The organism is Herbaspirillum sp. ST 5-3 (assembly GCF_004804275.1).
In the GTDB taxonomy this organism is placed as follows: Bacteria; Pseudomonadota; Gammaproteobacteria; order Burkholderiales; family Burkholderiaceae_D; genus Noviherbaspirillum.
Map to the genome: position 1 here is coordinate 572,896 of NZ_STGI01000001.1, position 25,107 is coordinate 598,002.

Sequence of the window (25,107 nt, forward strand, 5' to 3'; positions counted from 1 at the left end):
CTAGCGCAATGGCGGCAAAAGGTCTGGGGGCCGCACGGTTTCAGTCGGGAATCTTTCTGTCTCGATGAGGCCGGAAATACGGCCATGGAGTCATTGTTTGCCTGCACTGCTTAAGCGGAACTGAATAAGCGGAACTGAAGACGGGTTTCATGCCAAAGATCAGCATTTCGCATTTCAGCTTTTCTTTTATACTGTACAAACATACAGCATTTATGGAGGAAATCATGGATGCGGAAGTCGACAAGCTGGCTACGGCCGAGTCCCGCTTGCGCGAAGTCATCGCCGACATTGTGCGGCGACGCACTTCGCGCAATGTGCCGCTGAGCTGGCGCCTGATGTTCGAAATCGAAGACGAAGCCCTCTCCCTGCTGCAGCACGACCCCGAACTTGACCTGCGCTACCTCGACATGATGGCGTCGCCGACCGCGCAACGGCACGCGGGCACGGACGAGCCGGCCGGGTTGAGCGATGTGTATGCAATGCATACGGCCTTGTGGATGATCCAGGAGGCGTATTGCCGTGCGCATGCGCATGGCGTCCTGCCCGCCGACCATTCGCATTCGGCGAAGAACAAAACAGCACGCTCCACAGTCATAACTGATATGAGCTAGCAGGTTGTTGAAAAACAGAGCGGGCGGATCGGGATTGGAGCCTGCGAAGGTGCATTTCAACAGCCGGCTGGAGCTTCGCTGGAGAAGGATGCAATCATGGATAATGAAAAGCAATTCGCAGGAACCGGAAGCTCCGCGCCGCGCATTTCGCGCGTCGCTTTGCTGGCGGGGGTTGCAGGCGGTCTGGCAGCGCTCGCATTACTCTCGACGGCGCGTACTCAGTTGCGATCACGGCGCTATTCCGATCGGGCGGAGGAACGGCGCGATCCCATGCATTTTTTCCTGGCGGGCAAATATCCGCACCGGCGGGCAATCGATCGCTCCGGCCGGCGGCCCCTGTTTGAACGCCGCCAGTCCGTGTACGATGCCTATTGAATGGCGCCGAAGACCGGTGTCATCGCGCTTGTTTGCGGCCCTTGCTGAAATCAGTGCTCGCGCCTGAACAGCACCCGCAGGCGCAGCCATGCGTAGTACCTGCTTCCAAGCCGAATCCTGTTATGAAGCGTTTTTCCCATGATAACCTCCACTGCATGATCTCAGTGTAGAGAAGGCTTTCCTGAATGAATGTGACCAGCAGCACAACCGAGCATGCGCGGACGTAAAAGCAACAGTGTTACGAGCGCGTTTGCGCGTCGGGTTTCCCCGGCGCGGGCAGTTCCGTGTTTTATTGACCTGGCGCATGTAACGACCGCTTGCGCGCGTCGTATGATTGCCGGCCGCCGACCGGACTTGTTTCCCGAGACGAACCTCGATCGGAGGCGCATCGTCTTGCCGCATCGGCTCTCTGTCCGGTTCGTTGCCGGGCGCCATGGCTTTTCCTCACCTTGCATTTTGGAGTCAACCGTATGAACCTGATGATCACTGGGCACCACCTTGAAATCACCTCCGCGCTGCGCGCCTATGTGGAAGACAAACTCGAGCGGGTCATCCGCCATTTCGACCAGATCATCGACATTGCCGTGATCCTCGGTGTCGAAAGGCCGTCGGAGAAGGACAAGCGGCAACGTGCCGAAGTCAATGTTCGTCTGAAGGGGAATGTGATCCACGTCGAGAATTATGCCGACGACCTGTACGCGGCGATCGACGGCCTGGTCGACAAGCTCGACCGCCAGGTGGTGCGTCACAAGGAAAAGATCCAGTCACATCAGCACGAGGCGGCCAAGCGCGTCAGCAGCGAGCTTTAACACCTTTCAGGTGAGGCGATGCTGGTTCATTTCACGACCAGCGTCGCCTTCATGGTGGGATGCAAGGTGCACACGTAGTTGAAGACGCCCTTGCGTGCCGCCTTGAATTTCCACGTTCCGTCAGAGGCAATTTCCCCGGAGTCGAAGCTGCGGTTTTCCGCCGTGGCGGTATGGGGAAACGCGTCCTTGTTTTCCCACACCACGGTGTCGCCCGCCTTGACCTCCAGCGTCTGCGGCGTATAACGCATGGCCTCGATTGTGATCACATGCCGCACAGGCGCCCGGTCGGCGAGCGCCGCACCGCCGCTGCCGAACAATGCAATACACAGCAGCAGCGCCATTCCTCCAAGGCGCCGCAGCTTGCGGCGCTCACTCAGGGTCGCAGACACGATGGCTCCTTATTTCAGGGAAGCCTGGATGTGCTTCGCATGCTGCAGGTGCGCGTCGATTGCCGGCCGCACTTTTTCGATCAAGGACTTCAGCTCCGGATTCTTTGCATTCGGCAGCAGCGTCTTGTCGATCGCGTCCAGTACCGTCTGGTGATAGGTCACTTCATTGTCGACATAAGCCTTGTCGAAGGCCGCGCCTTTCAGGCCCTTCAGCTTGCTGATGTTCTGCGCGCCGCCGTCCTTCAATGCCTTGCTGGTGTCGTTTTCTTCCGGCGTGACTTTCAGCTTGGTGACCAGCGCGACGGCCTGCTTGTTGACGCCGGTATGGTCGGCCACCATGCGCTTGGCGAAGTCCTTCACCTCCTTGTCGTGCGCCTTGGACTCGGCCAGCTTGCCGGCATCGACGTCCACGCTGTTGGCGGCGACGACGATGGCGGCAATCTGCGCGTCATTCGGCGCCCCCGTTTGCGCCACGGCGCCGCCGGCGGCGAGGGTCAGCAAAGCGGCGGCGATAGAGACGGAAAGTTTGTTCATTGCAGGGCTCCTTGAAATGGATTGAAAAGGCGTATGACGCCGCACGCGGCACATGTCTTGCCGCGCCGGTTTCTGTTCGTCATGCCACATTGGATGAAGCCTGAAAGCGCCACGTTCCCGCGTACCGCATTTATTTGCCTCACAAAAAAAAACGGGAGCTCGCAGGCTCCCGTCCTTTCATGCGCGGCAGCGTTCAGGCGGACTTCATTTCATCCTCGATATAGGAGCGCACGATGTCGTCGAAGCTGGCATCGTGCTTGAAGCCCAGCGCGTTGGCGCGCGCGGTGACGAAATCACCCGGCCAGGAATTGACGATGCGAACGATGGCCGGGTCCTGCTGCCAGCGGATGCGCCCGGCCGCCTCCGGGCCGCCGACGCGCTCAAGCGCGGCAACCATTTCCTGCACCGTGGTGGCGAGGCCCGGCAGGCTCAATGCGCGGCTGCTGCCGAACAGGCTGCCGTCGAGGTCATGACCGTGGATCAGGCTGTCGATGGCGTAACGCGGCGAGAGCAACCACATCGGCGTCTCGGGCGCGACCGGGCAGACCGACTCGACGCCGTTCAGCGGCTCGCGAATGATGCCGCTGGCGAAGCTGGAGGCCGCCTTGTTCGGCACGCCGGGCCGCACGCACACGGTCGGCATGCGCAAGGCGCGGCCGTCGATGAATCCCTTGCGGCTGTAGTCGTTGATCAGCAGTTCGCCCATTACCTTCTGCGTGCCGTAGGAACTCTGCGGCGTGAGCACCTGGCTGTCGGGCACGCGCTGCGGCAGTTCGCCGCCGAAGACCGCGACCGAGCTGGTGAAGACCACGCGTGGCCGATTGCCGTTCTTGCGGGCGCGTTCGAGAATCAATCGCGTGGCGTCGAAGTTGATGCGCATGCCCAGATCGAAATCCGCTTCCGCATGGCTGCTCACGATGGCGGCGAGATGGAATATCGACTGCGTTTCCGGCGTCAGCACCGCGTTGATGACGCTCTCATCCGCGATGTCGCCGCTGACGACCTGCACGCGCGGGTCGCTGAAGCCTTGGGCGGGCACCACGTCGAGCAGGGTAATGCGCGTGATCGGCGTCTGCTGGCCCGCCGCGTTGGCCAGTGTGCCGCGTTCCAGAAGGCGCTTCGCCAGTTTTGCGCCCAGCAGTCCGGCGCCGCCTGTGATCAATACCTGCATGGTTTCCTCTTTGAATAATGCGCCCGTTCGGCGCGGTCAAGAATCCTTTGCGCTGCAAAAGTTGGCCTGGGAGCACGCGCTCCGTGGCCGAAGTCAGGCATATTGTAGTACAAAGAACAAAGTTGTATGATAAGCAGACATCATATCTATTTGCCCTATTGAAGGCCGCCGGATGACGAATACACCTGCATTCCAGGTTGAACCGCTGACCGCAAACGTGAAGATGCCGGACCGCGTCACGCAGGCGCTACTGGAGCTGATCCGCAGCGGCGCCTTTCCGGCCAAGTCGCGCCTGCCGTCCGAGGCCGAGATGGCACAGCGCTTCGGCGTCAGCCGCACAGTGATCCGCGAAGCGGTATCGCGACTGAAATCGGAAGGCCTGGTGGAATCGCGCCAGGGCAGCGGCGTCTTTGTGCGCGAAGCCGGTCCGGACACGCCGTTTCGCATCGATCCGACCGCAGTCGACTCGATCCAGTCGGTCCTGCAGCTCGCCGAACTGCGCCGCGGCCTCGAAGCCGAGATCGCCGCGTTGGCCGCCGAGCGTCGCACACCGGAGCAGATCGCCGACATCGGCGCCAAGCTGCAGGCCATCGACGATGCGGTGGCCGCCGGCGGTGACGGCGTCAGCGCCGACATGGAATTCCACCGCAGCATCGCGCGCGCCACGGCCAATCCGCATTTCCTTGCGTTGTGGGACTTCCTCGGGCAGTTCCTGAAAGGCTCGATGGCGATTTCGCGTGCCTGGGAGGCGCGCACCGAAGAAACCCGCTCGCAGGTGCAGGAAGAACACAAGGCGCTCTATGCCGCGATCGCCGCCGGGGACATCGAAGGAGCGCGCAATGCCGCGCGCCGCCATATGGAGATGGCGTCGCAGCGCATTCGCACCGCCGATCCGGAATTCCTGAAAGAACACAGCAAGTAGCCGCCCGCCGGCACGACTAACGATAGCGAATTGACATGACTCTCTTACTCGGCTGCATTGCCGACGATTTCACCGGCGCGACCGACCTGGCCGGCATGCTGGTACGCGCCGGCATGCGCACGGTGCAGATGATCGGCGTGCCGCAGGCGCCGCTGCCGCCCGATATCGACGCCGTGGTGATCGCGCTGAAATCGCGCACCACGCCCGCCGGCGACGCCATCGACGAATCCCTGGCCGCGCTGAAGTGGCTGAAGACGGCCGGCTGCCGGCAGGTTTATTTCAAGTATTGCTCCACCTTCGATTCGACCGATGCCGGCAATATCGGCCCGGTCACCGATGCCCTGATGCGCGCGTTGAATACGCGCTTCACCATCGCCTGCCCCGCCTTCCCCGAAAACAAGCGCACCGTTTTCAAGGGCTATCTCTTCGTCGGCGACGTGCTGCTCAGCGAAAGCAGCATGCGCGACCATCCGCTAACGCCGATGCGCGACGCCAACCTGGTGCGCGTGCTGCAGCGCCAGACCGATCGCAAGGTCGGCCTCATCAGCCATGAGACGGTCAGCGCCGGCGCGACCGCGATTGCGACGCGCATGGACAGCTTGCGCAGCGAAGGCGTCGAGATCGCCATCGTCGATGCGATCTCGAATGAGGACCTGATGCGCATCGGCGCCGCCTGTGCCGGCCTGCCGCTAGTGACTGCCGGTTCGGGCATCGCGCTCGGCCTGCCGCAGAATTTCCGCAAGGCCGGCCTGCTGAATCGGCAGTCGGCGGCCGACCAGTTGCAGTTTCCGGAAGGTTTGCGCGCGGTGATCGCCGGCAGCTGTTCCGCCGCGACGCAGGCGCAGGTCGCGCACTACATCGACGAGGGCCGCCCCGCCTTCGCTATCGATCCGCTCAGGATCGCAGCCGGTGTCGACGTGGTGGCGCAAGCGCTTGCCTGGGCCACGCCGCTGCTGCGCGACAGCGCACCGCTGATCTATGCCACCGCCAGCCCGGAAAACGTCAGGATGGTGCAGACGCAGCTCGGTGCCGAACGCGCCGGTGCGCTGGTCGAGCAGGCGCTGTCGGCCATCGCATGGGGCCTGGTGGAACGCGGCGTGCGACAACTGATTGTGGCCGGCGGCGAGACTTCCGGCGCGGTGGTCGGGGCGCTCGATGTCGATGGCCTGCACATCGGCCCGCAGATCGACCCCGGCGTGCCATGGACCAAAAGCCTCGGCGATGCGCCGCTGGCGCTGGCACTGAAGTCGGGCAATTTCGGCTCGGTCGATTTCTTCACCAAGGCCTGGAGCATGCTGCCATGAACGAATCGGCATTGCGCGAAGAGATCTGCGCCTGCGGCAAGTCGCTCTACGATCGCGGGCTGGCGACCGGCAGCAGCGGCAACATCAGCGTGCGCCTCGACGACGGCTGGCTGCTGACGCCGACCAACTCCTGCCTCGGCCATCTCGATCCGGCACGCCTGTCCAAGCTCGACTGGCAAGGCAATCTGATCTCCGGCGATCCGGCATCGAAGGAAGCCTTCCTGCACCGCGCGATGTACGAAGAGCGCAGTGGGGCCGGCGCCATCGTGCATCTGCACGCCACGCACTCGGCCGCGGTGTCGTGCATGTCGGGCCTCGATCCCTGCGATTGCATCCCGCCGCTGACTGCTTATTTCGTGATGAAGATCGGCAAGCTGCCGCTCATTCCCTATCACCGCCCGGGCGACCCGCAACTGGGCGAAGTGATCCGGGGGCTCGCCGGCAAGCATGCCGCAGTGCTGCTTGCCAATCACGGGCCGGTCGTGTCGGGCAAGACGCTGGAAGCCGCGGCCTATGCGACTGAAGAGCTGGAAGAAACCGCGAAGCTGTTTCTGCTCCTGCGCGGACACAACCCGCGCGTGCTGAACGACGCGCAGCTCGCCGAGCTGAAGCAGGCGTTCAATCTCGACCAATAAAAGCGCCAATCAAAATGCTACTGCGCAACCCGATCCTGAACCTGCGATGCTCACCGTACCTCACGTACGGCTGCACTTCCCGGTCCAGGCTTGGGCTGCTCGCCACGCATTTTGATCGACGCTAAGAAACAAGAAAGGAAGCCACGTGCCCAAATTCGCCGCCAACCTCACGATGATGTTCAACGAGGTCCCTTTCCTGCAGCGCTTCCAGGCCGCCGCGCAAGCCGGCTTCAAGGCTGTCGAATTCCTCTTCCCCTACAACTTCGCGCCCGAGGAAGTCGCCGCGCAGCTCAAGGCCAACCATCTGGAAAACGTGCTGTTCAACATGCCGCCCGGCGACTGGGCAGCAGGCGAGCGCGGCATTGCATCGCTGCCAGGGCGTGAAGCCGAATTCCGCGAAGGCGTCGCCAAGGCGATCCTGTATGCGACGGCGCTCGGTACGCCGCGCCTGCATGCGATAGCCGGGCTGCTGCCGCAGGGCGCGGATGCGGCGCAGCACCGCGCAACTTTCATCGACAACCTGCGCTTCGCCTGCGCGGAAGCGGCGCAGCACGGCATCACGGTGCTGATCGAGCCGATCAATACGCGCGACATCCCGGGCTACTTCCTGAACACGCAGGCCGAAGCACATGCGATCCGCGAGGAAGTCGGCGCGCCCAATCTGAAGGTGCAGATGGATTTCTATCACGTGCAAATCATGGAGGGCGATATCGCGATGAAGGTGCGGCGCTACCTGCCGCACATCGGCCACATCCAGATCGCCGGCGTACCGGAGCGCAACGAGCCGGATACCGGCGAGGTCAACTATGCCTATCTGTTCCGCCTGCTCGACCAGCTCGGCTATGACGGCTGGCTGGGCTGCGAATACCGACCCGCGAAAGGCACGGTGGAAGGCCTTGGCTGGATGAAGGCATTCTGATGCGCACCCTGCGCAACGCGTTCGGCACCCGCACGCCGACAACAAATAACAACACACGGAGACATCGCATTGCATCCGAATCACGCGCTTTCATGGACGGCCGCTGCGCCGTCGCATGCCCGCAAGTCCGCAACACCTTCGCAGCACTCAGCACTTCCCTTCACAAAGCCTCAAGGAGACTCACAATGAAAGCTTTCCGTTCCAGCGTTATCGCAATCGCAGTGTCCGGCCTGGCGCTGGCCTTCGCATCCCATCCCGCCTCGGCGCAGACCGTGATGCGCATCAGCGTATCCACCGCGCAGAACTCGCATCAGGGCGTTGCCATCGACACGCTGGCCAAGGAAGTCGAGAAGCGCACCAACGGCCGCTACAAGATCCAGACCTTCTACGCCGGCGCGCTCGGCGCGGAACGCGAGGCGGTCGAGGCAGTGCAGCTCGGCACCCAGGAACTGACCTGGACCTCCACCGGTCCGATTCCGAACTTCGTGCCGGAAGTAAAGATCCTCGACGTGCCTTTCCTGTTCCGCGACTATGCCCATGCACGCGCCGTGCTGGATGGTCCGATCGGCCAGGACATGTTGAAGAAGTTCGAATCCAAGGGTATCAAGGCCCTGGCCTGGGGTGAAAACGGCTTCCGCCACATGACCAACAACAAGCGTCCGATCAACGGGCCGGAGGACATGAAGGGCCTGAAGATGCGCACCATGGAAAACCCGGTGCACATCCAGGCGTACAAGGGCTTCGGCATCATCCCTACGCCGATGGCCTTCACCGAAGTGTTCACCGCGCTGCAGCAGGGCACCGTCGACGGCCAGGAAAATCCGCTGTCGGTCATCACCGCGAACAAGTTCGAACAGGTGCAGAAGTACCTGACCCTGACCGGCCATGTCTATTCGCCGGGCGTGTTCCTGATGAACAAGGCCGCCTTCGACAAGCTGTCGCCGGCTGACAAGCAGGCATTCCTCGACGCCGCCAAGGTCGCCGCCAAGGCCAACCGCGATCGCGTCGACGCCGACGAGAAGACCGCTGTTGCCGACCTGCGCGCCAAGGGCATGCAGGTGGTGGACAAGGTCGACAAGACCAAGTACCAGGCCGCGCTGGCGCCGGTCTTCGCCGACTTCGAGAAGCAGTTCGGCAAGGCCAATCTCGACAAGATCAAGGCGGTGAAGTAATTCAGCAAACTCGGCAAGCCTGGCGCCCCGTCATCGACGGGGCGTTTCGCATGCATCGGATAATGCCGTTCGCCGCAATCTTCGCGGCGGATGACCTGATCGATAGAGAACAACATGAAATCTGTTTTTTTAGCGGTGGAACGCCGCCTGACCGCGCTATCCATGGGCATTGCCTGCCTCATGCTGGTCCTGTCGGCCTGCCTGGGCATGTTCCAGATCCTGACGCGCTTTGTCTTCGAGCAGCCGGCCGAATGGACCGAAGTGCTGATCCGCTTCTTTCTCATCTGGATGGTGTTCATGGGCCTGCCGGAAGCCTTCCGGCTCGGCTCGATGGTGTCGATCGATCTCATGCACCGCCTCGCGCCGCCGGCCTTCCAGCGCGTGCTCGATGGCGTGATCGCGATTCTCACGCTGGCACTGCTGGGTGTGATCATCTGGTACGGCTGGGACTATGCGCAACGCGGCAGCGTGCAGACCATGGCCGGCCTGGAGCAGATCTCCATGTTCTGGGCCTATCTCGCGCTGCCGGTCGGCGGCGTATGCGCAATCTTCGGCGTCATCGGCAACTTCCTCGAGCCGAAGCACGAAGAGCTTGAAACCGCCCAGTAATCACACGATCAAGAGAATTCGCCATGTCCCTTACCATGCTCATCACGATGATCGTGTGCTTCGCCATTTCGGTATCCATTGCGGTATCGATCGGCCTGGCCAGCGTCGTCGGTATTTCCGTCACCAACGCCAACATGCTCATCGCGGCGAAGGAGATGTTCACATCAATCAACAAATTCCCGCTCGCTGCGATTCCGTTCTTCATCCTCGCCGGCAACCTGATGGAAACCGGCGGCATTTCCAAGCGCCTGGTGGAGTTCGCCAAATCGCTCGTCGGCGGCATCCAGGGCGGCCTCGCCGCAACCTGCGTGCTGACCTGCATGATCTTTGCGGCGGTATCCGGTTCGTCGGTCGCCACCACCTTCGCAATCGGCTCCATCCTGATTCCTGCGCTGGTCAAGCACGGTTATCCGGTCAACTATGCCGCCGCGCTGCAGGCGACTTCGGCGGAACTCGGCGTCATCATCCCGCCATCGATTCCGATGATTCTTTACGGCGTGTCTGCGGAAGTATCGATCGGTGAACTGTTCATCGCCGGCTTCGGCCCCGGCATCCTGATCGGCGTCGCGCTGATGGCCTTCGCGGTGATCTACGCGCGCATCAAGGGCTACGGCAAGGATGATCACGTGGGCAAGCTGTCGGTCTTCGTCGCGGCGAAACAGGCCTGGCTGGCGCTGCTCATGCCGGTGATCATCCTCGGCGGCATTTACGGCGGCGTCTTCACGCCGACCGAAGCCTCGGTCGTTGCGGTGTTCTACGCGCTCATCCTCGGCGTCTTCATCTACCGCGAGACACGCCTGTCCGATGTGCTGCGCATCGTGCGGAAATCGGTGCTGTCCTCGGCGGTGATCATGTTCATCATCGCCAACGCCGGGCTGTTCAGCTTCATGATCACCCGCGCCGGCGTGCCGGAAGCGATCGGCGCCTTCCTCGCCGACACGCTGAAGAGCCCGCATTACTTCCTGCTCGGCGTGAATGCCGCGCTGTTCGTGATCGGCATGTTCATCGAGACCTCGGCATCCATCATCGTGCTGGCGCCGATCCTGGTGCCGGTGGCGATCAAGTTCGGCGTCGATCCGGTGCACTTCGGCATGATCATGATCGTCAATCTCGCACTCGGCATGATCACGCCGCCCTTCGGCGTCAATCTGTTCGCTGCCTGCACCGTGGCGAAGATCTCCCTGGACCGCATCATCTCGCGCCTGATTCCCTTCGTGCTGGTGGTGCTGGCCTGCCTGATGCTGATCACCTACTTCCCGCCGCTGTCGCTGTCCCTGCGCGATCTGGTGTACGTGAAGTAACAATGTGCCGAGGCGCGCCCTTCGGTGGGCGCGCCTCGATACCCCCGCCTTCCCTTTCCGCTTCCCACCTCACCGCATCGAACAAAACCCGATGTGATGGCCCGCACCATACAGTCTTGTTTGGTGTAAATTTTTCCTGCCGTATCCAGATTTCACTTTCCGGACAGATGCATCTCGTCGCCGGGGCGGGTGCGCATTCCACCTGCGTGGCTGCTGCCACTCCTGCACTCGCTGTCAGCCTTACCCCTACGCAATCCGGGTCGCGATTGACAAGCCTCAACGGTTAAAAGTTTGGCAATACTAGACTGTTGGTGAGCGGCGAACACCTATCCGGAGAAGAGCAATGCAAATGTCGGGGAGGAGTAGGTTACTTGGGCTTGTGCTGGTCTTGATTGCCGGACTCAGCGGCTGCGGAGGAAGCGGGGAACCATCCTCCTCCAGCCAGACAGGGCCGTCGACGGGAACGAGCAAGCTTCTCGCCGAAACAGTCGTCGAAACCTGGACAAAATGCGCGGATGAAAATCAGCTGTGCTCATTCACGGGAACCACGCAAGTCCGCTACGGATTGAGCGGCACTTACGTCACACGCACCGCGACCACCTCCATCCAGTGTTCCAACAGCGTATTCGGCGATCCGTTGCCTGGTGCCGACAAGATCTGCGAGTACCTCACCACGACGGTCGTCACCGACCCGCCGCCACCGCCTCCTCCAACCGAGGTTACCTGGACCAAATGCGCCGACGAGAACGGCGTCTGTTCGTTCACGGGAACCAGGGAAGTGCGCTACGGCTTCAATGGCACGTACGCCACCCGCACGGCGACCAGCGCGATCGCCTGCAACAACAATGTGTTCGGCGACCCGTTGCCGGGCGCCGACAAGATTTGCGAATATGCGTCCACCACGACCGTGGAGCCACCTCCACCTCCACCGCCCCCGCCGCCACCTCCACCGACAGGCGATACCTGGACCAAGTGCGCTGACGAGAACGGCATCTGCTCGTTCACCGGGACCCGCGAGGTACGCTATGGCTTGAATGGCACGTATGCCACTCGCACGGCGACCGGCTCGATCGCTTGCAACAATAACGTGTTCGGCGACCCGCTGCCGGGTGCCGACAAGATCTGCGAATATTCGCCGACCACGATCGGGGAGCCGCCTCCGCCACCACCACCGCCACCGAGCGGCGACTGCAATGGCGTCATCGATCAATGTCTCGACTTCACGTCGCCGCTCGTCACGAAATACAAGGGTGGCAAGACGGCAGCCGCTTCCTACACTTTCGATGACGGCTATCCGTCCAGCTCCACGATCGCCTCGATCTTCGAGAGCCGTGGATTGCGCGCAACCTTCTATGTGATCGTCAGCACGGCGGATATGGCAGGTTGGCCGTTCTGGAAAGGCCTCGCGGCAAAAGGACATGAGATCGGCAATCATTCGATGACACATACGGTCGACATGTCCGACCCGCTGGTGACGGACGCCACCTTGAATACGGAGATCAATGGCGCGCAGACTGCGATCGAACAGCATATCGGCATCAAGCCGCTCAGTTTTGCATTCCCGTGGCATGCTTATACCAGCCACGCGCTGAGCATCGCCGAACAGAGCCATGTCGCGGTGCGCAAGGTGGTGATGGACGATCCCGCCTATCGCTTCGTATTCTTCGACCAGGATCACACCGCGACGCTGGCGCAGGCGCTCACGAATGCGAACAACACATTGAGCGAGGTCGTGTCCATGGGTGGATGGATGGTCGCCGGCGGACACGGCATCGACAACGATGGATGGAGCCCCATCACTTCGCAATTCCTGAACGACCACCTGACCTACGCGAGCCAGTATTCGTCCCAGTTGTGGATCGACACCTTGCTCAACGTGGCGCGCTATCGCCGCTGCCGCCCGCAGGTGACCCCTGTTGCGACAGTCTCCTCATCGAGCCAGGCGGTGGTAAGCCTGGAAGGCAATTTCGAGGCAGGAATCTGCACCGCACCGCTCACGGTCAGCGTGCCGGTCAAGCTGAACCTGACCAGCCAGATACAGGCGCGCACCGCCACCGGAGCGACGGTTGCGACCACGCTATCCGGCGGAAAACTCATTTTTGATGTCGTGCCGGGGCAGCAGGTGATTCTCCAGCTCACGCAAGCGGCGAACTGAAGACCAAAGACTTCCTTGGCAAATTCACCTTTGCCAAGGAAGCAAGTAGGGGCATGCACTGAAGCATTCCTGACAATCCATCAAAGGTCCGCGCAAGTGGGCGTCGCTTCACATGTATCGCCATGCAGGCGTCAGGGGCATTGGCGATTGACCGTGTTTCTGCACAAGTTGGCCTTGCCCATCGATAAGCTAAAGTCCTACAATCGATGAGCGGCTTGCGGGATGTGCGGCAGATGACTGTCGCCGTGCGTTGCAATCCGCATATGCATGCAAGAACAGCCATACCCGTTGATGAGCTTGCATGCCGCACATGAAATCCAAGTCGAGCGAAGCAATGCCGCATCGCCAGGCGCGAGCCAGCCGACTGCCGGCCTTCAAGGATCCAACAACTGATATCGCGCGAGCGATGCTTCCGAATACTGATCGACATCCTGCATTGATACGCCAGTAACGCCGCGCAAACCAGGCATGGCGGTCGGCGGACGACATGCGATCAGACACGAGAATTTATGGACGAGAAACTGAAACACGATTGGGATCCACGGTCCGAGGCGGTACTCACGGATCAGATTGCGGCGTATGACGAAATGCGCCATCGCTGTCCGGCGGCGCACAGCGCCTACCTCAACTGGTCCTTGTTCCGGCACGAGGACGTGGTGCGTGCACTGCTGGATCATGAGACCTTCAGCAGCGCAGTATCCAGTCATCCCGCCGTGCCGAACGGCATGGACCCGCCGCAGCACACCGGGTACAGGCGGATCATCGAACCTTATTTCAACGCAGAGCGGATGGCCACGTTCGAGCCGGTATGCCGCGCCGTCGCGGCCGCGCTGGTGGACAAATTGCCGGATGCGGGTGAAACCGAATTCATGGCTGCACTGGCCGAAGATTATTCCCTGCAGGTCCAGTCCGCCTTTCTCGGCTGGCCTTCCGACTTGCACGAGCCGTTGCGGCGCTGGGTGCGCAAGAACCACGAGGCGACCCTGGCCCGCGACAGAACAGCGATGGAAGAAGTCGCCTATGAATTCGACGGCTACATCCGCGACTTGCTGGCGACGCGACGCGCGGCAGGCGTCGACGCACCGGACGATATAACGACCAGCCTGATGCACGAACAGATAGCGGGCCGCCCTCTTGATGATGAAGAGATTGTCAGCATCCTGCGCAACTGGACGGTCGGCGAGCTGAGCACGATTTCCGCCAGCGTCGGCATTCTGGCGCATTATCTCGCGGCGCACCCCGAGCTTCAGCAGCAACTGCGGCAGCAGACATCGCTGCTCCCTGCCGCGATCGACGAAATCCTGCGCATGCATGCGCCCCTGATTGCCAACCGCAGAATCACGGCCCGGCCGGTGGAAATTGCGGGACGCCAGTTCGCCGCCGGCGAACGCATCACGCTGATGTGGGCATCGGCCAACAGGGATGAAGAGGTCTTCGGCAATCCGGATGAATTCCGGCTCGATCGCGATCCGTCAAAGAACCTGCTGTATGGCGCCGGCATTCATGTTTGCCCGGGCGCACCCCTGGCACGTCTGGAGTTGCGCATCATTGTCGAAGCGCTGCTTGCGCGTAACAGCCGCATCGCGCTGGTGCCGGGCAAGGAAGTGGTGAACGCGGTTTATCCCGCCAGCGGGTTTTCCACTTTGCCGCTGTGGTTTGAACGCATGGCCGAGCCGCGATGAAAGCATAGCCAGGCAATGAAGCGTTTTGTTGACCGGCTATCGGTCCGGCGGTCGATGGTTCTGCTCATGGCGCTTGTTACGCTGCCCATGGTTGGACTGATTGTCTATTCCGTCCAGAAGAACCACGAACATGCAATCGTACAATCAAGTTACGTACTGAGCAGATTTACCGCCACCGAGGCAAGCGACTTCGAGCGAACGCTGAATGAATCGCGAGATGTGCTCAAGAAGCTGGCGGGACGACCCGATATACGGGCACTTGACCCGCGACATTGCCCGTCCATACTCGGCGAAATCAAGCAGCTGTTCCCCCGCTACGCCAATGTCGTGGTCGTCAATGCCGACGGCCGCATCGTGTGTTCCGTCACGCCCGCCAGCAATACGGCATCGGTCACCGATCAGATGTGGTTTGCAGAGGCAAAGCGGACCAACGCATTTACCATCAGCCCGCCACATTTCGGCCCCGTCACCCGCAAATGGGTTATCAGCTTGAACGAGCCTGTGCGTGACAGCAATGGGCGGTTCGCCGGCCTGGTCGGCTACAGCATCGATCTTGACTATCGCCCTCTATTGCACAGTGCCGGCCCACTGCCGAACGGCCTTGCCCTCACCGTGGTCGACCGACACGGGACTGTTGTCATCCAAAGTGAAAACGGAACAGAAACGCCTGGCAAGACATTTTCCGACGCACTGGCTTTGAAAATCGGCGGCGACGCGCGTCCGGTGGTTGGTGTCCTGGGAAATGGCCCGAATGAAAGGCTGGTTGCTGTCAGCCCGCTTGGCGACACGGGACTCCGCATCTATGGCATACGGCCCAAGGAATACATCGCACAGGAAAACCGTCGGGCCGCTTTTCGGCAGTTGACTATCGTGGCCGCCCTGGCCGGACTCAGCATCATGCTGGCCGCGTTCATGGGGCGCCGCTTTTCACTTCAGCTCGAGAAGATGGCACGCGCGGTCAGTCGCATCGCCGGAGGCGATTTGAGCAGCCGGATTGTGGTGGCCGGGCCATCGGAACTGGCCGATCTTGCACGCGACTTCAATCACATGCTGGATGTGCGACTCCAGGCCGAGGCAAGGTATCAGAGCCTGTTCGAGGCGTCCTCGGACGGAGTCGTGGTCGCGGATTCGAGCTCGCGAATCATTCTCGCCAATTCGAGAGCGCATCAGATCTTCGGGTACGCACGAGGCGATCTGGTGCAACAGGATTTTGGCATGCTGATTCCCGAGTTCAGTCGCGCCAATCCTGCTCAGCCTGCCGAGAGCGCCTTCTCCCTGCCTTCGAACGGCTGCGTGGTGGAGTGCTATCAAGGCCGTCGCAAGAATGGCGAACTGTTCAAGTGTGAAGTCAACCTCACTTTTCCAGAAAGCCTGGAAGGCACTATTTTTTCCGCGGTAATTCGCGACCTGAGCGAGATTGAGCGCACGTCGCGGCGCTATCTGACCGCGATCGATACGACCATCGATGGTTATGCGGTACTTGGTGCCGACAGCCGGTTCCTGGAGTCCAACTCCGCCCTGGCCACGCTGACCGGCTATTCGATCGATGAACTCCATCGCATGACGATTTCCGATGTGGATGCGTTATGCGCGAGTGACCCGACCGGCACAATTCAGCGAAGGCTGACGCAACACGGCAATGGCCGCTTTGAAACCGTCTGGCGCGTCAAGTCCGGCGAGCTGATCAATGTCGAGCTGAGTTACAGTCACCATGAAGAAGACGGCGAAGTCTTCTGTTTTATTCGCGATATCAGCGCAAGAAAAAAAGCGGACCTGGAACTGTCGATGTCGACCGCCCGGATCAGGAATCTGGAGCGCGCAATCAATGAGCATGCGATCGTTGTGATGGTCGATGACGCGGAAAACATCACTTTCGTCAATGACAAATATTGCGCCATCTCGCAATACTCGCGCGATGAGTTATTGGGCAAGAACTACCTTGATTTCAATCACGCGCTCTGCAGCGCGGATTTTCAAGAGGGTCCGAAGCGAGCCATGTCGAGCCGGCGCATCTGGACCGGGGAAATAAAGAATCAAACCAGGGATGGCGCCTTCTATTGGGCCAACAGCACCGTATTTCCCTTCAAGGACGGGAATGGCAAGCACACCGGATATTTCATTATCCAGAGCGACATCACTCGCCAGAAGCAGGTCGAAGAAGATCTGCTGCAATCGACTGAACAATTGCGGCATTTGCTGGCGCGTCATCGCGAGGTCAAGGAAGAGGAGCGCAAACGGATTGCACGCAAGATCCACGATAATCTCGGCGGCCTGTTGCACGGCATCCGATCGCATTTGTCGGTGGCGTTAAAACACGATGCCGTTCGGCCTCTGTCCCATGACCAACTGCTCGTCGAAGCGATGGAAATGGCCGATCAGGCAATGGAGTCCGTGCGCAGCATCATCGTCGCGCTGCGGCCAAGCGTGCTGGACCAGTTGGGTGTGTGGGCGGCCATCGAGTCGTATGCGAGCCAGATCGAGGAACGCTCGCATCTGCGCTGCCAGGTGATGATCGATCCTTTCCTGGAAGAGGGTTCCTTGAGCGACGCAAGCCGTATCGCGGCGTTCCGCATCGTTCAGGAACTGATGATCAACGTCATCCGGCATGCCGATGCTTTCACCATCGACGTGGAAGCAACGCGCATGAAGGACCACGTGAGAATCGTCGTTTCGGATGATGGCAAGGGCATCGACCCGGCACAGATTTTTGGCGAACAATCCTGGGGGATCATGGGCATGTACGAACGCGCTCGCTATTGCGGCGGCGAGCTGAGGATTACGAGAAGGTCCAATCGCGGAACGACCGCAGTACTCAGACTTCCGCTGGAGACATCGCATGTCCAATAATCCGATCAAGGTCTTGCTGGTCGATGACCATGCCATGGTCCGCAAGGGCCTGAAACTGATTCTGGATGCGACCGGCGACATTCGTGTGGCAGCAAAGGCCGAATCGACGCCGGATGCCCTGGTCAAGTTGACTGAGCAAGCCTTCGATGTCGCACTGGTTGACATCGCACTGCCGGGAAAGAATGGCCTGGAGCTGCTTCGCCTGATCCGGGAGTCCTACCCGAAACTGGCTGTCCTGATATTGAGCATGTACGACGAAGAAGTGTATGCCGTGCGCGCACTCAAGCTGGGAGCGGCGGGTTATCTGACCAAGAACAGCCGGGATGCGGACCTGATCGATGCGATTCGCAAGGCTGCCTCCGGCGGAAAATATGTCAGCGCCAAACTCGCGGAGAAGCTCGCCTGCCTGGTCGGAGGCGACGGCAGTCTGCCTCACGATGCCTTGTCCGACCGGGAGCTCGAGGTCTTGAAGCTGATCGCAGCAGGCCAAAGTCTCGTCAATATCGCGGCCTCACTGCATCTCAGTCCCAACACGGTAACAACCTATCGTGCGCGCATCATGGTCAAGCTGCACGCCAAGTCGAACAGCGATCTCACACGCTACGCGATCGAGCACGGCCTGAGGTTATAGACCTGCGCCCCCGCCAGCCAGCTCGGCTGGCTTCTCCTTGAGGTGCTTTCTTCAGCGCCGTGCAACCTCTTCTGCAAACACTTTTGCCATCGAATTGTCGTGTAGGGCTTCCACTACACACTTTTGTCTGCGTAAACCCGACACCATTTCGATAGTTGCGTGATAGCAAGTTTGCCAGAAAACCTCTATGTTATGCGTCCACGGCTGAAGCACGAGACTGTTGTTTCAGGCAATGAAAGGTGACGATGCAAGCAAACAATTCCCTTCCGCATGCAAGCGTCCATTCCGGGCCGGTCGATGCTGCAACGCCATCGGGACTGGAATTCCTGTCCTTTACCTTGGGCAGCGAAGAATACGGCGTCGACATCCAGAAGGTGCAGGAGCTGCGCGGTTACGACGCTGTCACGCACATTGCCAACGCCCCCGCATTTCTGAAGGGGGTGATCAATTTGCGCGGCGTGATCGTGCCGATCGTGGACCTGCGCATCAAGTTCACCCTCGGTGCGCCTGCATACGATCAATTCACCGTCGTCATCATCCTCAATATCGGTCGACGTGTAATGGGGCTGGTGGTCGACAGTGTATCGGATGTGATCGCCCTCAGCCCCGAGCAGGTGAAGCCGGTGCCGGAAATGGGCTCCGCGCTGGATACCGATTATCTGATTGGACTGGGCACGCTCGACGGGCGCATGCTGATCCTGATCGATATTGAGCGGCTGATGTCCGACAAGGAAATTGGCTTGATTGAAGAGTTGGCGGAATGAACTCCACCCCGGCGCACGGTCCCTGACACCGCTCCTGCATGTGAAGTGGGAGTGAAAGCTTGCATCGGCAGGCAATTGAATATTGACAGAAGGTGTCTGAAAATGTTTTTCGCGAATTTGAAGGTAGGTACCCGGCTCGGCATCGGGTTTGCGATACTGATTCTGCTGCTGGTCGGCGCTACTGCACTCGGCGTTTCACGCCTGAGCGCGCTCGACGACAGCACCAATCTGATTGCACGCAACTATTACCCAAGAGTCGCCATCGCCAACAAGGTTCTGGAAGACGTCAATACGCAGGCAAGCATCCTGCGCAATTTGCTGCTCCTTGAAAATCCCGAACAGATCAAGGCGGCATTGGCCACCAGCGAAGCGCTTCGAAAAGATATCGCCGGCAATGTCGCGCAGCTCGAAAAGCTGCTGGCAACCAAGAAAGGCCGCGAGATATTGCAGGCCTTGCTGGCAGAGCGCAATAGATATCTCGCCGCGCAAAACGAATACCTCAAGTTGTTCGCGGAAGGCAAGAAAGCGGAAGCCACCACTCAGTTGTTCGGCGTCCTTTCTCCCGCGCAGGATGCCTACTTTAGCCAAGTAAAGGGCCTGGTCGTGCTGGGCGGGAAATTGATGGAAAAAGGCAGCGCGGATGCCGACACGCAGTATCACGAAGGCGCCACCATCATGCTGAGCCTGGCGGGCATGGCGATCCTGCTGGCAAGCTGGTTTTCTTGGTGGGTGACGCGCAGCATCACGCGGCCGCTGAACAAGGCCGTCGAGGTCGCGCAGACCGTGGCTTCCGGAGACTTGAGCAGCGAGATCGAGGTCAGGTCGAACGACGAGACGGGACGACTGATGCAAGCCTTGAAGAACATGAACACCAGCCTGGCCAAGGTCGTCGGCGAAGTGCGAAACGGCACCCACACCATCGCCACCGCATCCGGCCAGATTGCCGCCGGCAACCAGGATCTGTCGTCGCGCACCGAGGAACAGGCCAGCTCGCTGGAAGAAACCGCGTCCTCGATGGAGGAGCTTACCTCGACCGTGAAGCAGAATGCCGATAACGCGCGCCAGGCCAACCAGCTTGCGATCTCCGCCTCCGAAGTGGCCCGCAAGGGCGGTTCGGTTGTCTCGCAGGTGGTCGACACCATGGGTTCGATCAACGCTTCCTCGCGCAAGATCGTCGACATCATCGGCGTCATCGACGGCATCGCCTTCCAGACCAACATCCTGGCATTGAACGCGGCGGTGGAAGCCGCACGTGCCGGCGAACAGGGGCGCGGCTTTGCCGTGGTCGCTGCCGAAGTGCGCAATCTGGCACAGCGCTCCGCTGCCGCCGCCAAGGAGATCAAGGCATTGATCGGCGATTCTGTCGAAAATGTCGATGCCGGCGCAAAGCTGGTGGATCAGGCCGGCGCTACCATGCGCGAGATCGTCGACAGCATTCAACGGGTGACCGACATCATGGGCGAAATCATGGCAGCCAGCGCGGAGCAAACCGCCGGCATCGATCAGATCAATCAGGCGATCACGCAAATGGATCAGGTCACCCAGCAGAACGCGGCGCTCGTCGAAGAAGCGGCAGCAGCCTCGGTTGCCATGCAGGACCAGGCCGACAAGCTGGCGCAGGTAGTGAGCGTGTTCAAAGTCAACGGCATGCAAGATGCTGCGGCGGCGCCCTCCTTGGCGGGCAGGCCGTCCCTTGCTCCGATCGGTCATGACGCGAGAAAGGCTTCGGGCACGAAACATCTGATGGCTCCGCGTGGCCAGGTCGGCGAAGAATGGGAACAGTTTTAGCTCATCCTTGAGCGCAACGCTCTGCGAATGCAGGGTGCTTGTCGACTGGCCTGCTCGCGGCACTGACAGGCGCAGTCGTCCGGCCATACCGCCTGCAAGCATTTGAGATGCAGCTGCCGTCAACCGATAATATGAGCGCCGCCGAAGGAGGCCGCATGAGAAAGCTGGATGAAACAGTCCGGGTCATCGCCGAACTTATCGGGCTGACGCAGGATGACATCGCGGAGCGCAAGGCTTTTCTCGAGTTCGGCCAACACGACAGCGACCAGCTGCGCACGCTTCATCTCCCGATGGTGCAGGCGCAGGATGCGCTCGCAGAAAATTTCTACAGCTTCCTGCTGAAGTTCCCGCCCCTCAAGGAACTCCTTCCCGATATCGAGGCGATGAGCCGGCTCAGGCAGGCGCACAATCGCTATTTTTCCCAGCTTACCGAGGGGGAGTACGGGCAGGAGTATATCCAGAACCGTGTGCGTGTCGGCATCGTGCACAACAACATCGGGCTGGACGCGAAATGGTATATCGGCGCTTACCGGAAATACCTCGCGGCGATGGCGCCGATCCTCTGGGAGTTGCTGGATTGCGATCCGGTGAAATTCTTCGCAAGCTTTGATGCGCTGCTGAAGATAGTGTTTCTGGACATGGGCCTGGCCATCGAAACCTACTTCGAAATCAATCACCAGGTGACGTCGCAGCACAAGAAATTCGCCGAACAGATGATCGCTGCATTGCCGTCCGGCGTCATGGTCGTCGATACACAACATCGGGTGCGCACAATCAATCGCGTCATGCGCGCCATATGCGGACTGGAAGCCGACAGCGATGTGGTGGGACAGCCCTTGCACGCTCTCATCCAGAGCCCTCAGCTGCTGGAATGCATCACGCCGCCGCTGGTGGCGCGCAAGCTCGTGCTGTTCCTGCCTTCCGCCGCCGCTTCAAGGCATATTGAATTCATGATTTCAGAGACCTTGCTGGACGACGAAACCTTGTGGCTTCTGGTCGCGCAGGATGTCACGCAGCGGGTCTGTGCCGAAGAGGAGTGGAGACGGTTCAGGCTTGGCATGGAGCACTCCACCGACGCCATCTACGTGGTTGACCGAGCCAGCATGCGGATTGTCGATGTCAATGCAACCGCTTGCGAAATGCTGGGTTACACCCGCGACGAGATGCTGCAGTTGGCTCCGCATGACACACGCGTCGGTGCCAGCGGTGACAAGCTGGCCGAATACTATGACGAGATCGTGTTCAGCGCCACCAAATACGCCGTCGCGAAAAGCATGCTGCGGCATAAGGATGGCTCGCACTTGCCGGTTGAGGTGCATCTGAGAGCATTGCAGTCGGGCGGCCGTCACATCGTGGTGGCACTGATCAAGAACATGACCGAACGCCTGCAGGCAGAGGAAGCCCTGCGCGTGAGCGAAGAGCGTTTCATCGCCACATTCAATCAGGCTGCCGTCGGGTTGGCCCATGCAAGCATCGACGGCCGTTGGGCGCGCGCCAATCAAAAACTGCTGCAGATCACCGGTTATTCCGAAGAAGAACTTCTGAAGCTGACAGTATTCGAAATAACCCACCCCGATGACCTGGAAACGTCGCGAACGCTGATTCGGCGCACGCTGGCCGGAGAATTGCAGAATTACTCCTGCCAAAAACGCTATCGTCGCAAGGGCGGCAACTATGTCTGGGTCACCGTGTCGGTCTCGCTGGTGTTCGATTCTGATGGCGCGCCGGGTTATTTCATCGCCGCGGTTGAAGACATTTCGCTGCGCAAGCGCATGGAGCAGGAGCTGCAGTTTTCTGCCTATCACGACGCCCTCACCGCGCTTCCCAACCGGGCCTTGCTGCAGGACCGGCTTTCGCAGGCAATTGCTGATGCCCGCAGCGCGCAGCGACATGTCGCGGTGATGATGATCGACCTGGACCGCTTCAAGAACATCAACGACAGCCTGGGACATGATGTCGGCGACCAGGTGATTGTCGAATGCGGCCGCCGCCTGAACCTCAATACTCGACGTGGCGACACTGTGGCGCGGCTGGGCGGCGACGAGTTTGTGGTGATTCTGGCCGATGTCGGCCATGAGGAAGATATCGCCCGCCTGGCGCAGCAGACGCTGCTGTCGCTTGCGGAACCGGTCGTCGTCATGGGGCAGGAGCTCTACACGAGTGGCAGTATCGGGATCAGCCTGTATCCGAAGGACGGCAGCGACGGCCCTGCCTTGCTGCAAAACGCCGACATGGCGATGTATCAGGCAAAGGAACGAGGCGGCAATAGCTTCCAGTTCTATGCGCACGAGATGAACGCAAGGGTGCTGGAGCGCCTGCAACTGGATGCGCGTCTGCGTCGCGCGCTCGAATACAACGAGTTCATCCTGCATTACCAGCCGCAAGTCGATATTGCCACCGGCAGGATCGTCGGCGTCGAAGCCCTAATACGCTGGCAGCCGCAGGACGGCCCGATGGTCCCGCCGAATCATTTCATTCCGATTGCGGAAGAGACCGGCCTGATCGTTCCCATTGGCGAATGGGTATTGCGCACTGCGTGCGCGCAAAGCCGGGCGTGGCAACGCGCCGGCCTGCCCGCCATCCGAACCGCGGTGAACCTGTCGGCCCGCCAGTTCGGGCGGCAGGACATCGTCAAGCTCGTCGCGCAGGTATTGCTTGAAACTGGGTGCAGTCCAGCCGCACTGGAGCTGGAGATCACAGAAAGCGTGATCATGAAGAATGCCGAAGCCGGCGTTGAAACGTTGAGCCGGTTGAGCGAAATGGGCGTCAGCCTGTCGATCGACGATTTCGGAACCGGGTATTCAAGCTTGAGTTATCTGCATCGCTTCCCCATCCATACCCTCAAGATCGACCGCTCCTTCATCGGCGACATCATGAGCCCCGAGGACGAGGCACCGATTGCCAAGGCAGTCATCCTGCTGGCACATAGCATGAACCTGCGGGTGATCGCGGAAGGCGTGGAAACGGAGGAGCAGTTGTCGTTTCTGCGTCGCCATCACTGCGATCAGATCCAGGGATACTACTTCAGCCGTCCGGTACCGCCGGCGCAGATTGAGGACCTGTTGCAGGCGAATCAGGCACTCAGCGAAACGGCCCTGGAGAAAGAAGGTAGGAACCAGGAAAATGTGTCGGAGAATTAGCTTGCCTACTGGCTGAATCAGCCGAGCGCAATCCCGGCCTTGCCCCGCATTGCCTTGACCCTGCCGCGCAGGGTTTTCGCCTCGAGCCGCTTCTTCTGCGACACACGCGTGGGCTTGGTTGCTTGCCGCACCGGCGGCAATACCGTGACGCTGGCAACCAGGTCGTGCAGGCGACGCAGTGCCTCTTCCCTGTTCTTCTCCTGGCTGCGATGGGTTTGCGCCTTGATGATCACCACGCCGTCCTTGGTGATGCGCTGGTCGTGCAGCTTGAGCAGCCGATGCTTGATCGGATCGGGCAAGGAGGAAGCCTGGATATCGAAGCGCAGGTGAATGGCGCTGGAGACCTTGTTGACGTTCTGGCCACCCGCGCCCTGCGCCCTGACTGCGGTCAGTTCGACTTCGTCTTCTGGTACGGTGAGTGGATGAACGATGCTCATGATCCGTGCAATGAATGTATCGCGCGCCCGCTGCCGTCAGGCGTGCGAGCCTTGCGTATCCTTCACTTGCCGCTGCCTCTCCTCCCATGCGGCAAGTGCGGTGCGGTAGCGTTCGAGCTCCTGTGCGTACAAATCGAAGATGCAGGGTTCGCATCCGCTGCGGCAGCATTCCTCGTCGCCGGGTTTCTCGGGCGGGACAGGCGGCGCGTCATTCTGTGCTGAAAAATCTGGCATGGCAAAAAACAAAATGGGTTTCCGCCAAGTGTAACGCGCATCGCGGTAACCTGCCGCGTCTTGCAGAAACAATCACATTGTCGATTCGTCATACCCGGCTTGCCCTCGATAATCGGGCGCGATGCCTCGGAGGAAGGTAGAATTCGTCCGTCGCGCAACGCGGCAACGCTTCCAAACGAGATTCCCGATGGCCCGCCTGAAACTAGAATTCCCTGAACACCAGTACTACTACTCCACGCAGCTGACGGTGCGTGTGACCGATATCAACGGCGCCAACCACCTTGGCAACGACTCGATGATTTCGATGATTTCCGAGGCACGCGCCCGCTTCCTGTTCGAGTTCGGCATCGAGGAAAATCGTGGAGACGGCGTCGGCATCATCGTGACCGACCTTGCCACCACCTACAAGACCGAAGCGCATGCGCGCGACCACTTGCTGTTCGAGGTCGGCGTGATGGATTTCAACAAGTACGGCGGCGACATCACCTTCCGCATCACCCGCCCTGCGGATGGCGCGCTGGTGGCGATGGCCAAGTCGGGATTCGTGTTCTTCAATTACAAGATGAAGAAAGTCGTTCCGATGCCAGAGGCGTTTCGCGACAAGTTCCCGAAGGTGAACTGGATCGGCTGAAGAAGGAATGCCGGTGCGCGGCGGTGGCGCACCGGTGTGCAGTGACT

General features: G+C 60.4%; 23 protein-coding genes. 18 read left to right on the forward strand and 5 right to left on the reverse strand.

What is annotated here, in order from left to right; genetic code table 11:
• Nucleotides 1–224: 224 nt before the first annotated feature.
• The 3 genes from E6W33_RS02835 (at nucleotide 225) to raiA (ending at nucleotide 1,795) form a co-directional block, all read left to right on the forward strand.
• Nucleotides 225–611, forward strand: a complete 387-nt coding sequence (locus tag E6W33_RS02835) for a hypothetical protein (RefSeq protein WP_136414044.1) — start codon at nucleotides 225–227, stop codon at nucleotides 609–611.
• A 96-nt stretch (nucleotides 612–707) separates the two neighbouring features.
• Nucleotides 708–986, forward strand: coding sequence for a hypothetical protein (locus E6W33_RS02840; RefSeq protein ID WP_136414046.1), 279 nt, complete (start codon nucleotides 708–710; stop codon nucleotides 984–986).
• A 470-nt stretch (nucleotides 987–1,456) separates the two neighbouring features.
• Nucleotides 1,457–1,795 (forward strand): ribosome-associated translation inhibitor RaiA, encoded by a 339-nt coding sequence (raiA, locus tag E6W33_RS02845; protein ID WP_136414048.1) that lies wholly within the window; start codon nucleotides 1,457–1,459, stop codon nucleotides 1,793–1,795.
• A gap of 26 nt (nucleotides 1,796–1,821) precedes the next feature.
• Here raiA and E6W33_RS02850 read toward each other — a convergent pair whose 3' ends face one another.
• The 3 genes from E6W33_RS02850 to denD all read right to left on the reverse strand — a co-directional run bounded on the left by E6W33_RS02850 (nucleotide 1,822) and on the right by denD (nucleotide 3,889).
• Nucleotides 1,822–2,184, reverse strand: coding sequence for a cupredoxin family copper-binding protein (locus tag E6W33_RS02850; RefSeq protein ID WP_247869488.1), 363 nt, complete (start codon nucleotides 2,182–2,184; stop codon nucleotides 1,822–1,824).
• Nucleotides 2,185–2,193: 9 nt separating this feature from the next.
• Nucleotides 2,194–2,718, reverse strand: a complete 525-nt coding sequence (locus tag E6W33_RS02855) for a DUF4142 domain-containing protein (protein ID WP_136414050.1) — start codon at nucleotides 2,716–2,718, stop codon at nucleotides 2,194–2,196.
• 193 nt (nucleotides 2,719–2,911) lie between these two features.
• Nucleotides 2,912–3,889: a D-erythronate dehydrogenase gene (denD, locus tag E6W33_RS02860; protein ID WP_136414052.1), complete on the reverse strand. Its 978-nt coding sequence runs from the start codon at nucleotides 3,887–3,889 to the stop codon at nucleotides 2,912–2,914.
• Nucleotides 3,890–4,061: 172 nt separating this feature from the next.
• Between denD and E6W33_RS02865 the strand changes: the two genes are divergently transcribed.
• The 14 genes from E6W33_RS02865 (at nucleotide 4,062) to E6W33_RS02930 (ending at nucleotide 23,758) form a co-directional block, all read left to right on the forward strand.
• Nucleotides 4,062–4,811 (forward strand): FadR/GntR family transcriptional regulator, encoded by a 750-nt coding sequence (locus tag E6W33_RS02865; protein ID WP_136414054.1) that lies wholly within the window; start codon nucleotides 4,062–4,064, stop codon nucleotides 4,809–4,811.
• A gap of 35 nt (nucleotides 4,812–4,846) precedes the next feature.
• Nucleotides 4,847–6,115 (forward strand): 3-oxo-tetronate kinase, encoded by a 1,269-nt coding sequence (gene otnK / locus E6W33_RS02870; protein ID WP_136414056.1) that lies wholly within the window; start codon nucleotides 4,847–4,849, stop codon nucleotides 6,113–6,115.
• Nucleotides 6,112–6,750, forward strand: a complete 639-nt coding sequence (gene otnC / locus E6W33_RS02875) for a 3-oxo-tetronate 4-phosphate decarboxylase (RefSeq protein WP_136414058.1) — start codon at nucleotides 6,112–6,114, stop codon at nucleotides 6,748–6,750. Before otnK ends, otnC begins: the two co-directional genes overlap by 4 nt.
• A 145-nt stretch (nucleotides 6,751–6,895) precedes the next feature.
• Nucleotides 6,896–7,669 (forward strand): 2-oxo-tetronate isomerase, encoded by a 774-nt coding sequence (gene otnI / locus E6W33_RS02880; RefSeq protein WP_136414060.1) that lies wholly within the window; start codon nucleotides 6,896–6,898, stop codon nucleotides 7,667–7,669.
• A 185-nt stretch (nucleotides 7,670–7,854) separates the two neighbouring features.
• Nucleotides 7,855–8,841: a TRAP transporter substrate-binding protein gene (locus E6W33_RS02885; protein ID WP_136414062.1), complete on the forward strand. Its 987-nt coding sequence runs from the start codon at nucleotides 7,855–7,857 to the stop codon at nucleotides 8,839–8,841.
• Nucleotides 8,842–8,955: 114 nt separating this feature from the next.
• Nucleotides 8,956–9,450, forward strand: a complete 495-nt coding sequence (locus E6W33_RS02890; protein WP_136414064.1) for a TRAP transporter small permease — start codon at nucleotides 8,956–8,958, stop codon at nucleotides 9,448–9,450.
• Nucleotides 9,451–9,473: 23 nt separating this feature from the next.
• Nucleotides 9,474–10,751 (forward strand): TRAP transporter large permease, encoded by a 1,278-nt coding sequence (locus tag E6W33_RS02895; RefSeq protein ID WP_136414066.1) that lies wholly within the window; start codon nucleotides 9,474–9,476, stop codon nucleotides 10,749–10,751.
• A 343-nt stretch (nucleotides 10,752–11,094) separates the two neighbouring features.
• On the forward strand, nucleotides 11,095–12,906 hold the full coding sequence (locus E6W33_RS02900) for a polysaccharide deacetylase family protein (RefSeq protein ID WP_136414068.1): 1,812 nt from the start codon (nucleotides 11,095–11,097) through the stop codon (nucleotides 12,904–12,906).
• Between the two features lie 509 nt (nucleotides 12,907–13,415).
• On the forward strand, nucleotides 13,416–14,588 hold the full coding sequence (locus E6W33_RS02905) for a cytochrome P450 (protein WP_136414071.1): 1,173 nt from the start codon (nucleotides 13,416–13,418) through the stop codon (nucleotides 14,586–14,588).
• Nucleotides 14,589–14,603: 15 nt separating this feature from the next.
• Nucleotides 14,604–17,435: a PAS domain S-box protein gene (locus E6W33_RS02910; protein ID WP_136414073.1), complete on the forward strand. Its 2,832-nt coding sequence runs from the start codon at nucleotides 14,604–14,606 to the stop codon at nucleotides 17,433–17,435.
• Nucleotides 17,425–18,066 carry a response regulator transcription factor gene (locus E6W33_RS02915; protein WP_136414075.1) on the forward strand — a complete coding sequence of 214 codons (642 nt, stop codon included), beginning with the start codon at nucleotides 17,425–17,427 and terminating at the stop codon, nucleotides 18,064–18,066. The genes E6W33_RS02910 and E6W33_RS02915 overlap by 11 nt, the downstream gene beginning before the upstream one ends.
• A 245-nt stretch (nucleotides 18,067–18,311) precedes the next feature.
• Nucleotides 18,312–18,830, forward strand: a complete 519-nt coding sequence (locus E6W33_RS02920) for a chemotaxis protein CheW (RefSeq protein ID WP_136414077.1) — start codon at nucleotides 18,312–18,314, stop codon at nucleotides 18,828–18,830.
• 102 nt (nucleotides 18,831–18,932) lie between these two features.
• Nucleotides 18,933–20,618: a methyl-accepting chemotaxis protein gene (locus E6W33_RS02925; protein ID WP_136414079.1), complete on the forward strand. Its 1,686-nt coding sequence runs from the start codon at nucleotides 18,933–18,935 to the stop codon at nucleotides 20,616–20,618.
• Nucleotides 20,619–20,773: 155 nt separating this feature from the next.
• Nucleotides 20,774–23,758, forward strand: a complete 2,985-nt coding sequence (locus E6W33_RS02930) for an EAL domain-containing protein (protein ID WP_168798489.1) — start codon at nucleotides 20,774–20,776, stop codon at nucleotides 23,756–23,758.
• A 17-nt stretch (nucleotides 23,759–23,775) separates the two neighbouring features.
• Here E6W33_RS02930 and arfB read toward each other — a convergent pair whose 3' ends face one another.
• Both arfB and E6W33_RS02940 read right to left on the reverse strand, forming a co-directional pair.
• Complete coding sequence (gene arfB, locus E6W33_RS02935) at nucleotides 23,776–24,195, reverse strand: alternative ribosome rescue aminoacyl-tRNA hydrolase ArfB (RefSeq protein WP_136414083.1); 420 nt, start codon at nucleotides 24,193–24,195, stop codon at nucleotides 23,776–23,778.
• 36 nt (nucleotides 24,196–24,231) lie between these two features.
• Entirely contained in the window at nucleotides 24,232–24,429 is a 198-nt protein-coding gene (locus E6W33_RS02940; protein ID WP_136414085.1) for an oxidoreductase-like domain-containing protein, read from the reverse strand.
• 187 nt (nucleotides 24,430–24,616) lie between these two features.
• On the opposite strand from E6W33_RS02940, the gene E6W33_RS02945 reads away from it, so the two are divergent.
• A complete protein-coding gene (locus E6W33_RS02945; RefSeq protein WP_136414087.1) occupies nucleotides 24,617–25,060 on the forward strand; it encodes a thioesterase family protein in 444 nt (147 codons plus the stop codon).
• Nucleotides 25,061–25,107: the final 47 nt, after the last annotated feature.

Coding starts and splice junctions, on each gene's coding strand:
- E6W33_RS02835 (WP_136414044.1), top strand. CDS start 225: ATGGATGCGGAAGTCGACAAGCTGGCTACGGCCGAGTCCCGCTTGCGC.
- E6W33_RS02840 (WP_136414046.1), top strand. CDS start 708: ATGGATAATGAAAAGCAATTCGCAGGAACCGGAAGCTCCGCGCCGCGC.
- raiA (WP_136414048.1), top strand. CDS start 1,457: ATGAACCTGATGATCACTGGGCACCACCTTGAAATCACCTCCGCGCTG.
- E6W33_RS02855 (WP_136414050.1), bottom strand. CDS start 2,718: ATGAACAAACTTTCCGTCTCTATCGCCGCCGCTTTGCTGACCCTCGCC.
- denD (WP_136414052.1), bottom strand. CDS start 3,889: ATGCAGGTATTGATCACAGGCGGCGCCGGACTGCTGGGCGCAAAACTG.
- E6W33_RS02865 (WP_136414054.1), top strand. CDS start 4,062: ATGACGAATACACCTGCATTCCAGGTTGAACCGCTGACCGCAAACGTG.
- otnK (WP_136414056.1), top strand. CDS start 4,847: ATGACTCTCTTACTCGGCTGCATTGCCGACGATTTCACCGGCGCGACC.
- otnC (WP_136414058.1), top strand. CDS start 6,112: ATGAACGAATCGGCATTGCGCGAAGAGATCTGCGCCTGCGGCAAGTCG.
- E6W33_RS02885 (WP_136414062.1), top strand. CDS start 7,855: ATGAAAGCTTTCCGTTCCAGCGTTATCGCAATCGCAGTGTCCGGCCTG.
- E6W33_RS02890 (WP_136414064.1), top strand. CDS start 8,956: ATGAAATCTGTTTTTTTAGCGGTGGAACGCCGCCTGACCGCGCTATCC.
- E6W33_RS02895 (WP_136414066.1), top strand. CDS start 9,474: ATGTCCCTTACCATGCTCATCACGATGATCGTGTGCTTCGCCATTTCG.
- E6W33_RS02900 (WP_136414068.1), top strand. CDS start 11,095: ATGCAAATGTCGGGGAGGAGTAGGTTACTTGGGCTTGTGCTGGTCTTG.
- E6W33_RS02905 (WP_136414071.1), top strand. CDS start 13,416: ATGGACGAGAAACTGAAACACGATTGGGATCCACGGTCCGAGGCGGTA.
- E6W33_RS02910 (WP_136414073.1), top strand. CDS start 14,604: ATGAAGCGTTTTGTTGACCGGCTATCGGTCCGGCGGTCGATGGTTCTG.
- E6W33_RS02915 (WP_136414075.1), top strand. CDS start 17,425: ATGTCCAATAATCCGATCAAGGTCTTGCTGGTCGATGACCATGCCATG.
- E6W33_RS02920 (WP_136414077.1), top strand. CDS start 18,312: ATGCAAGCAAACAATTCCCTTCCGCATGCAAGCGTCCATTCCGGGCCG.
- E6W33_RS02925 (WP_136414079.1), top strand. CDS start 18,933: ATGTTTTTCGCGAATTTGAAGGTAGGTACCCGGCTCGGCATCGGGTTT.
- E6W33_RS02930 (WP_168798489.1), top strand. CDS start 20,774: ATGAGAAAGCTGGATGAAACAGTCCGGGTCATCGCCGAACTTATCGGG.
- arfB (WP_136414083.1), bottom strand. CDS start 24,195: ATGAGCATCGTTCATCCACTCACCGTACCAGAAGACGAAGTCGAACTG.
- E6W33_RS02940 (WP_136414085.1), bottom strand. CDS start 24,429: ATGCCAGATTTTTCAGCACAGAATGACGCGCCGCCTGTCCCGCCCGAG.
- E6W33_RS02945 (WP_136414087.1), top strand. CDS start 24,617: ATGGCCCGCCTGAAACTAGAATTCCCTGAACACCAGTACTACTACTCC.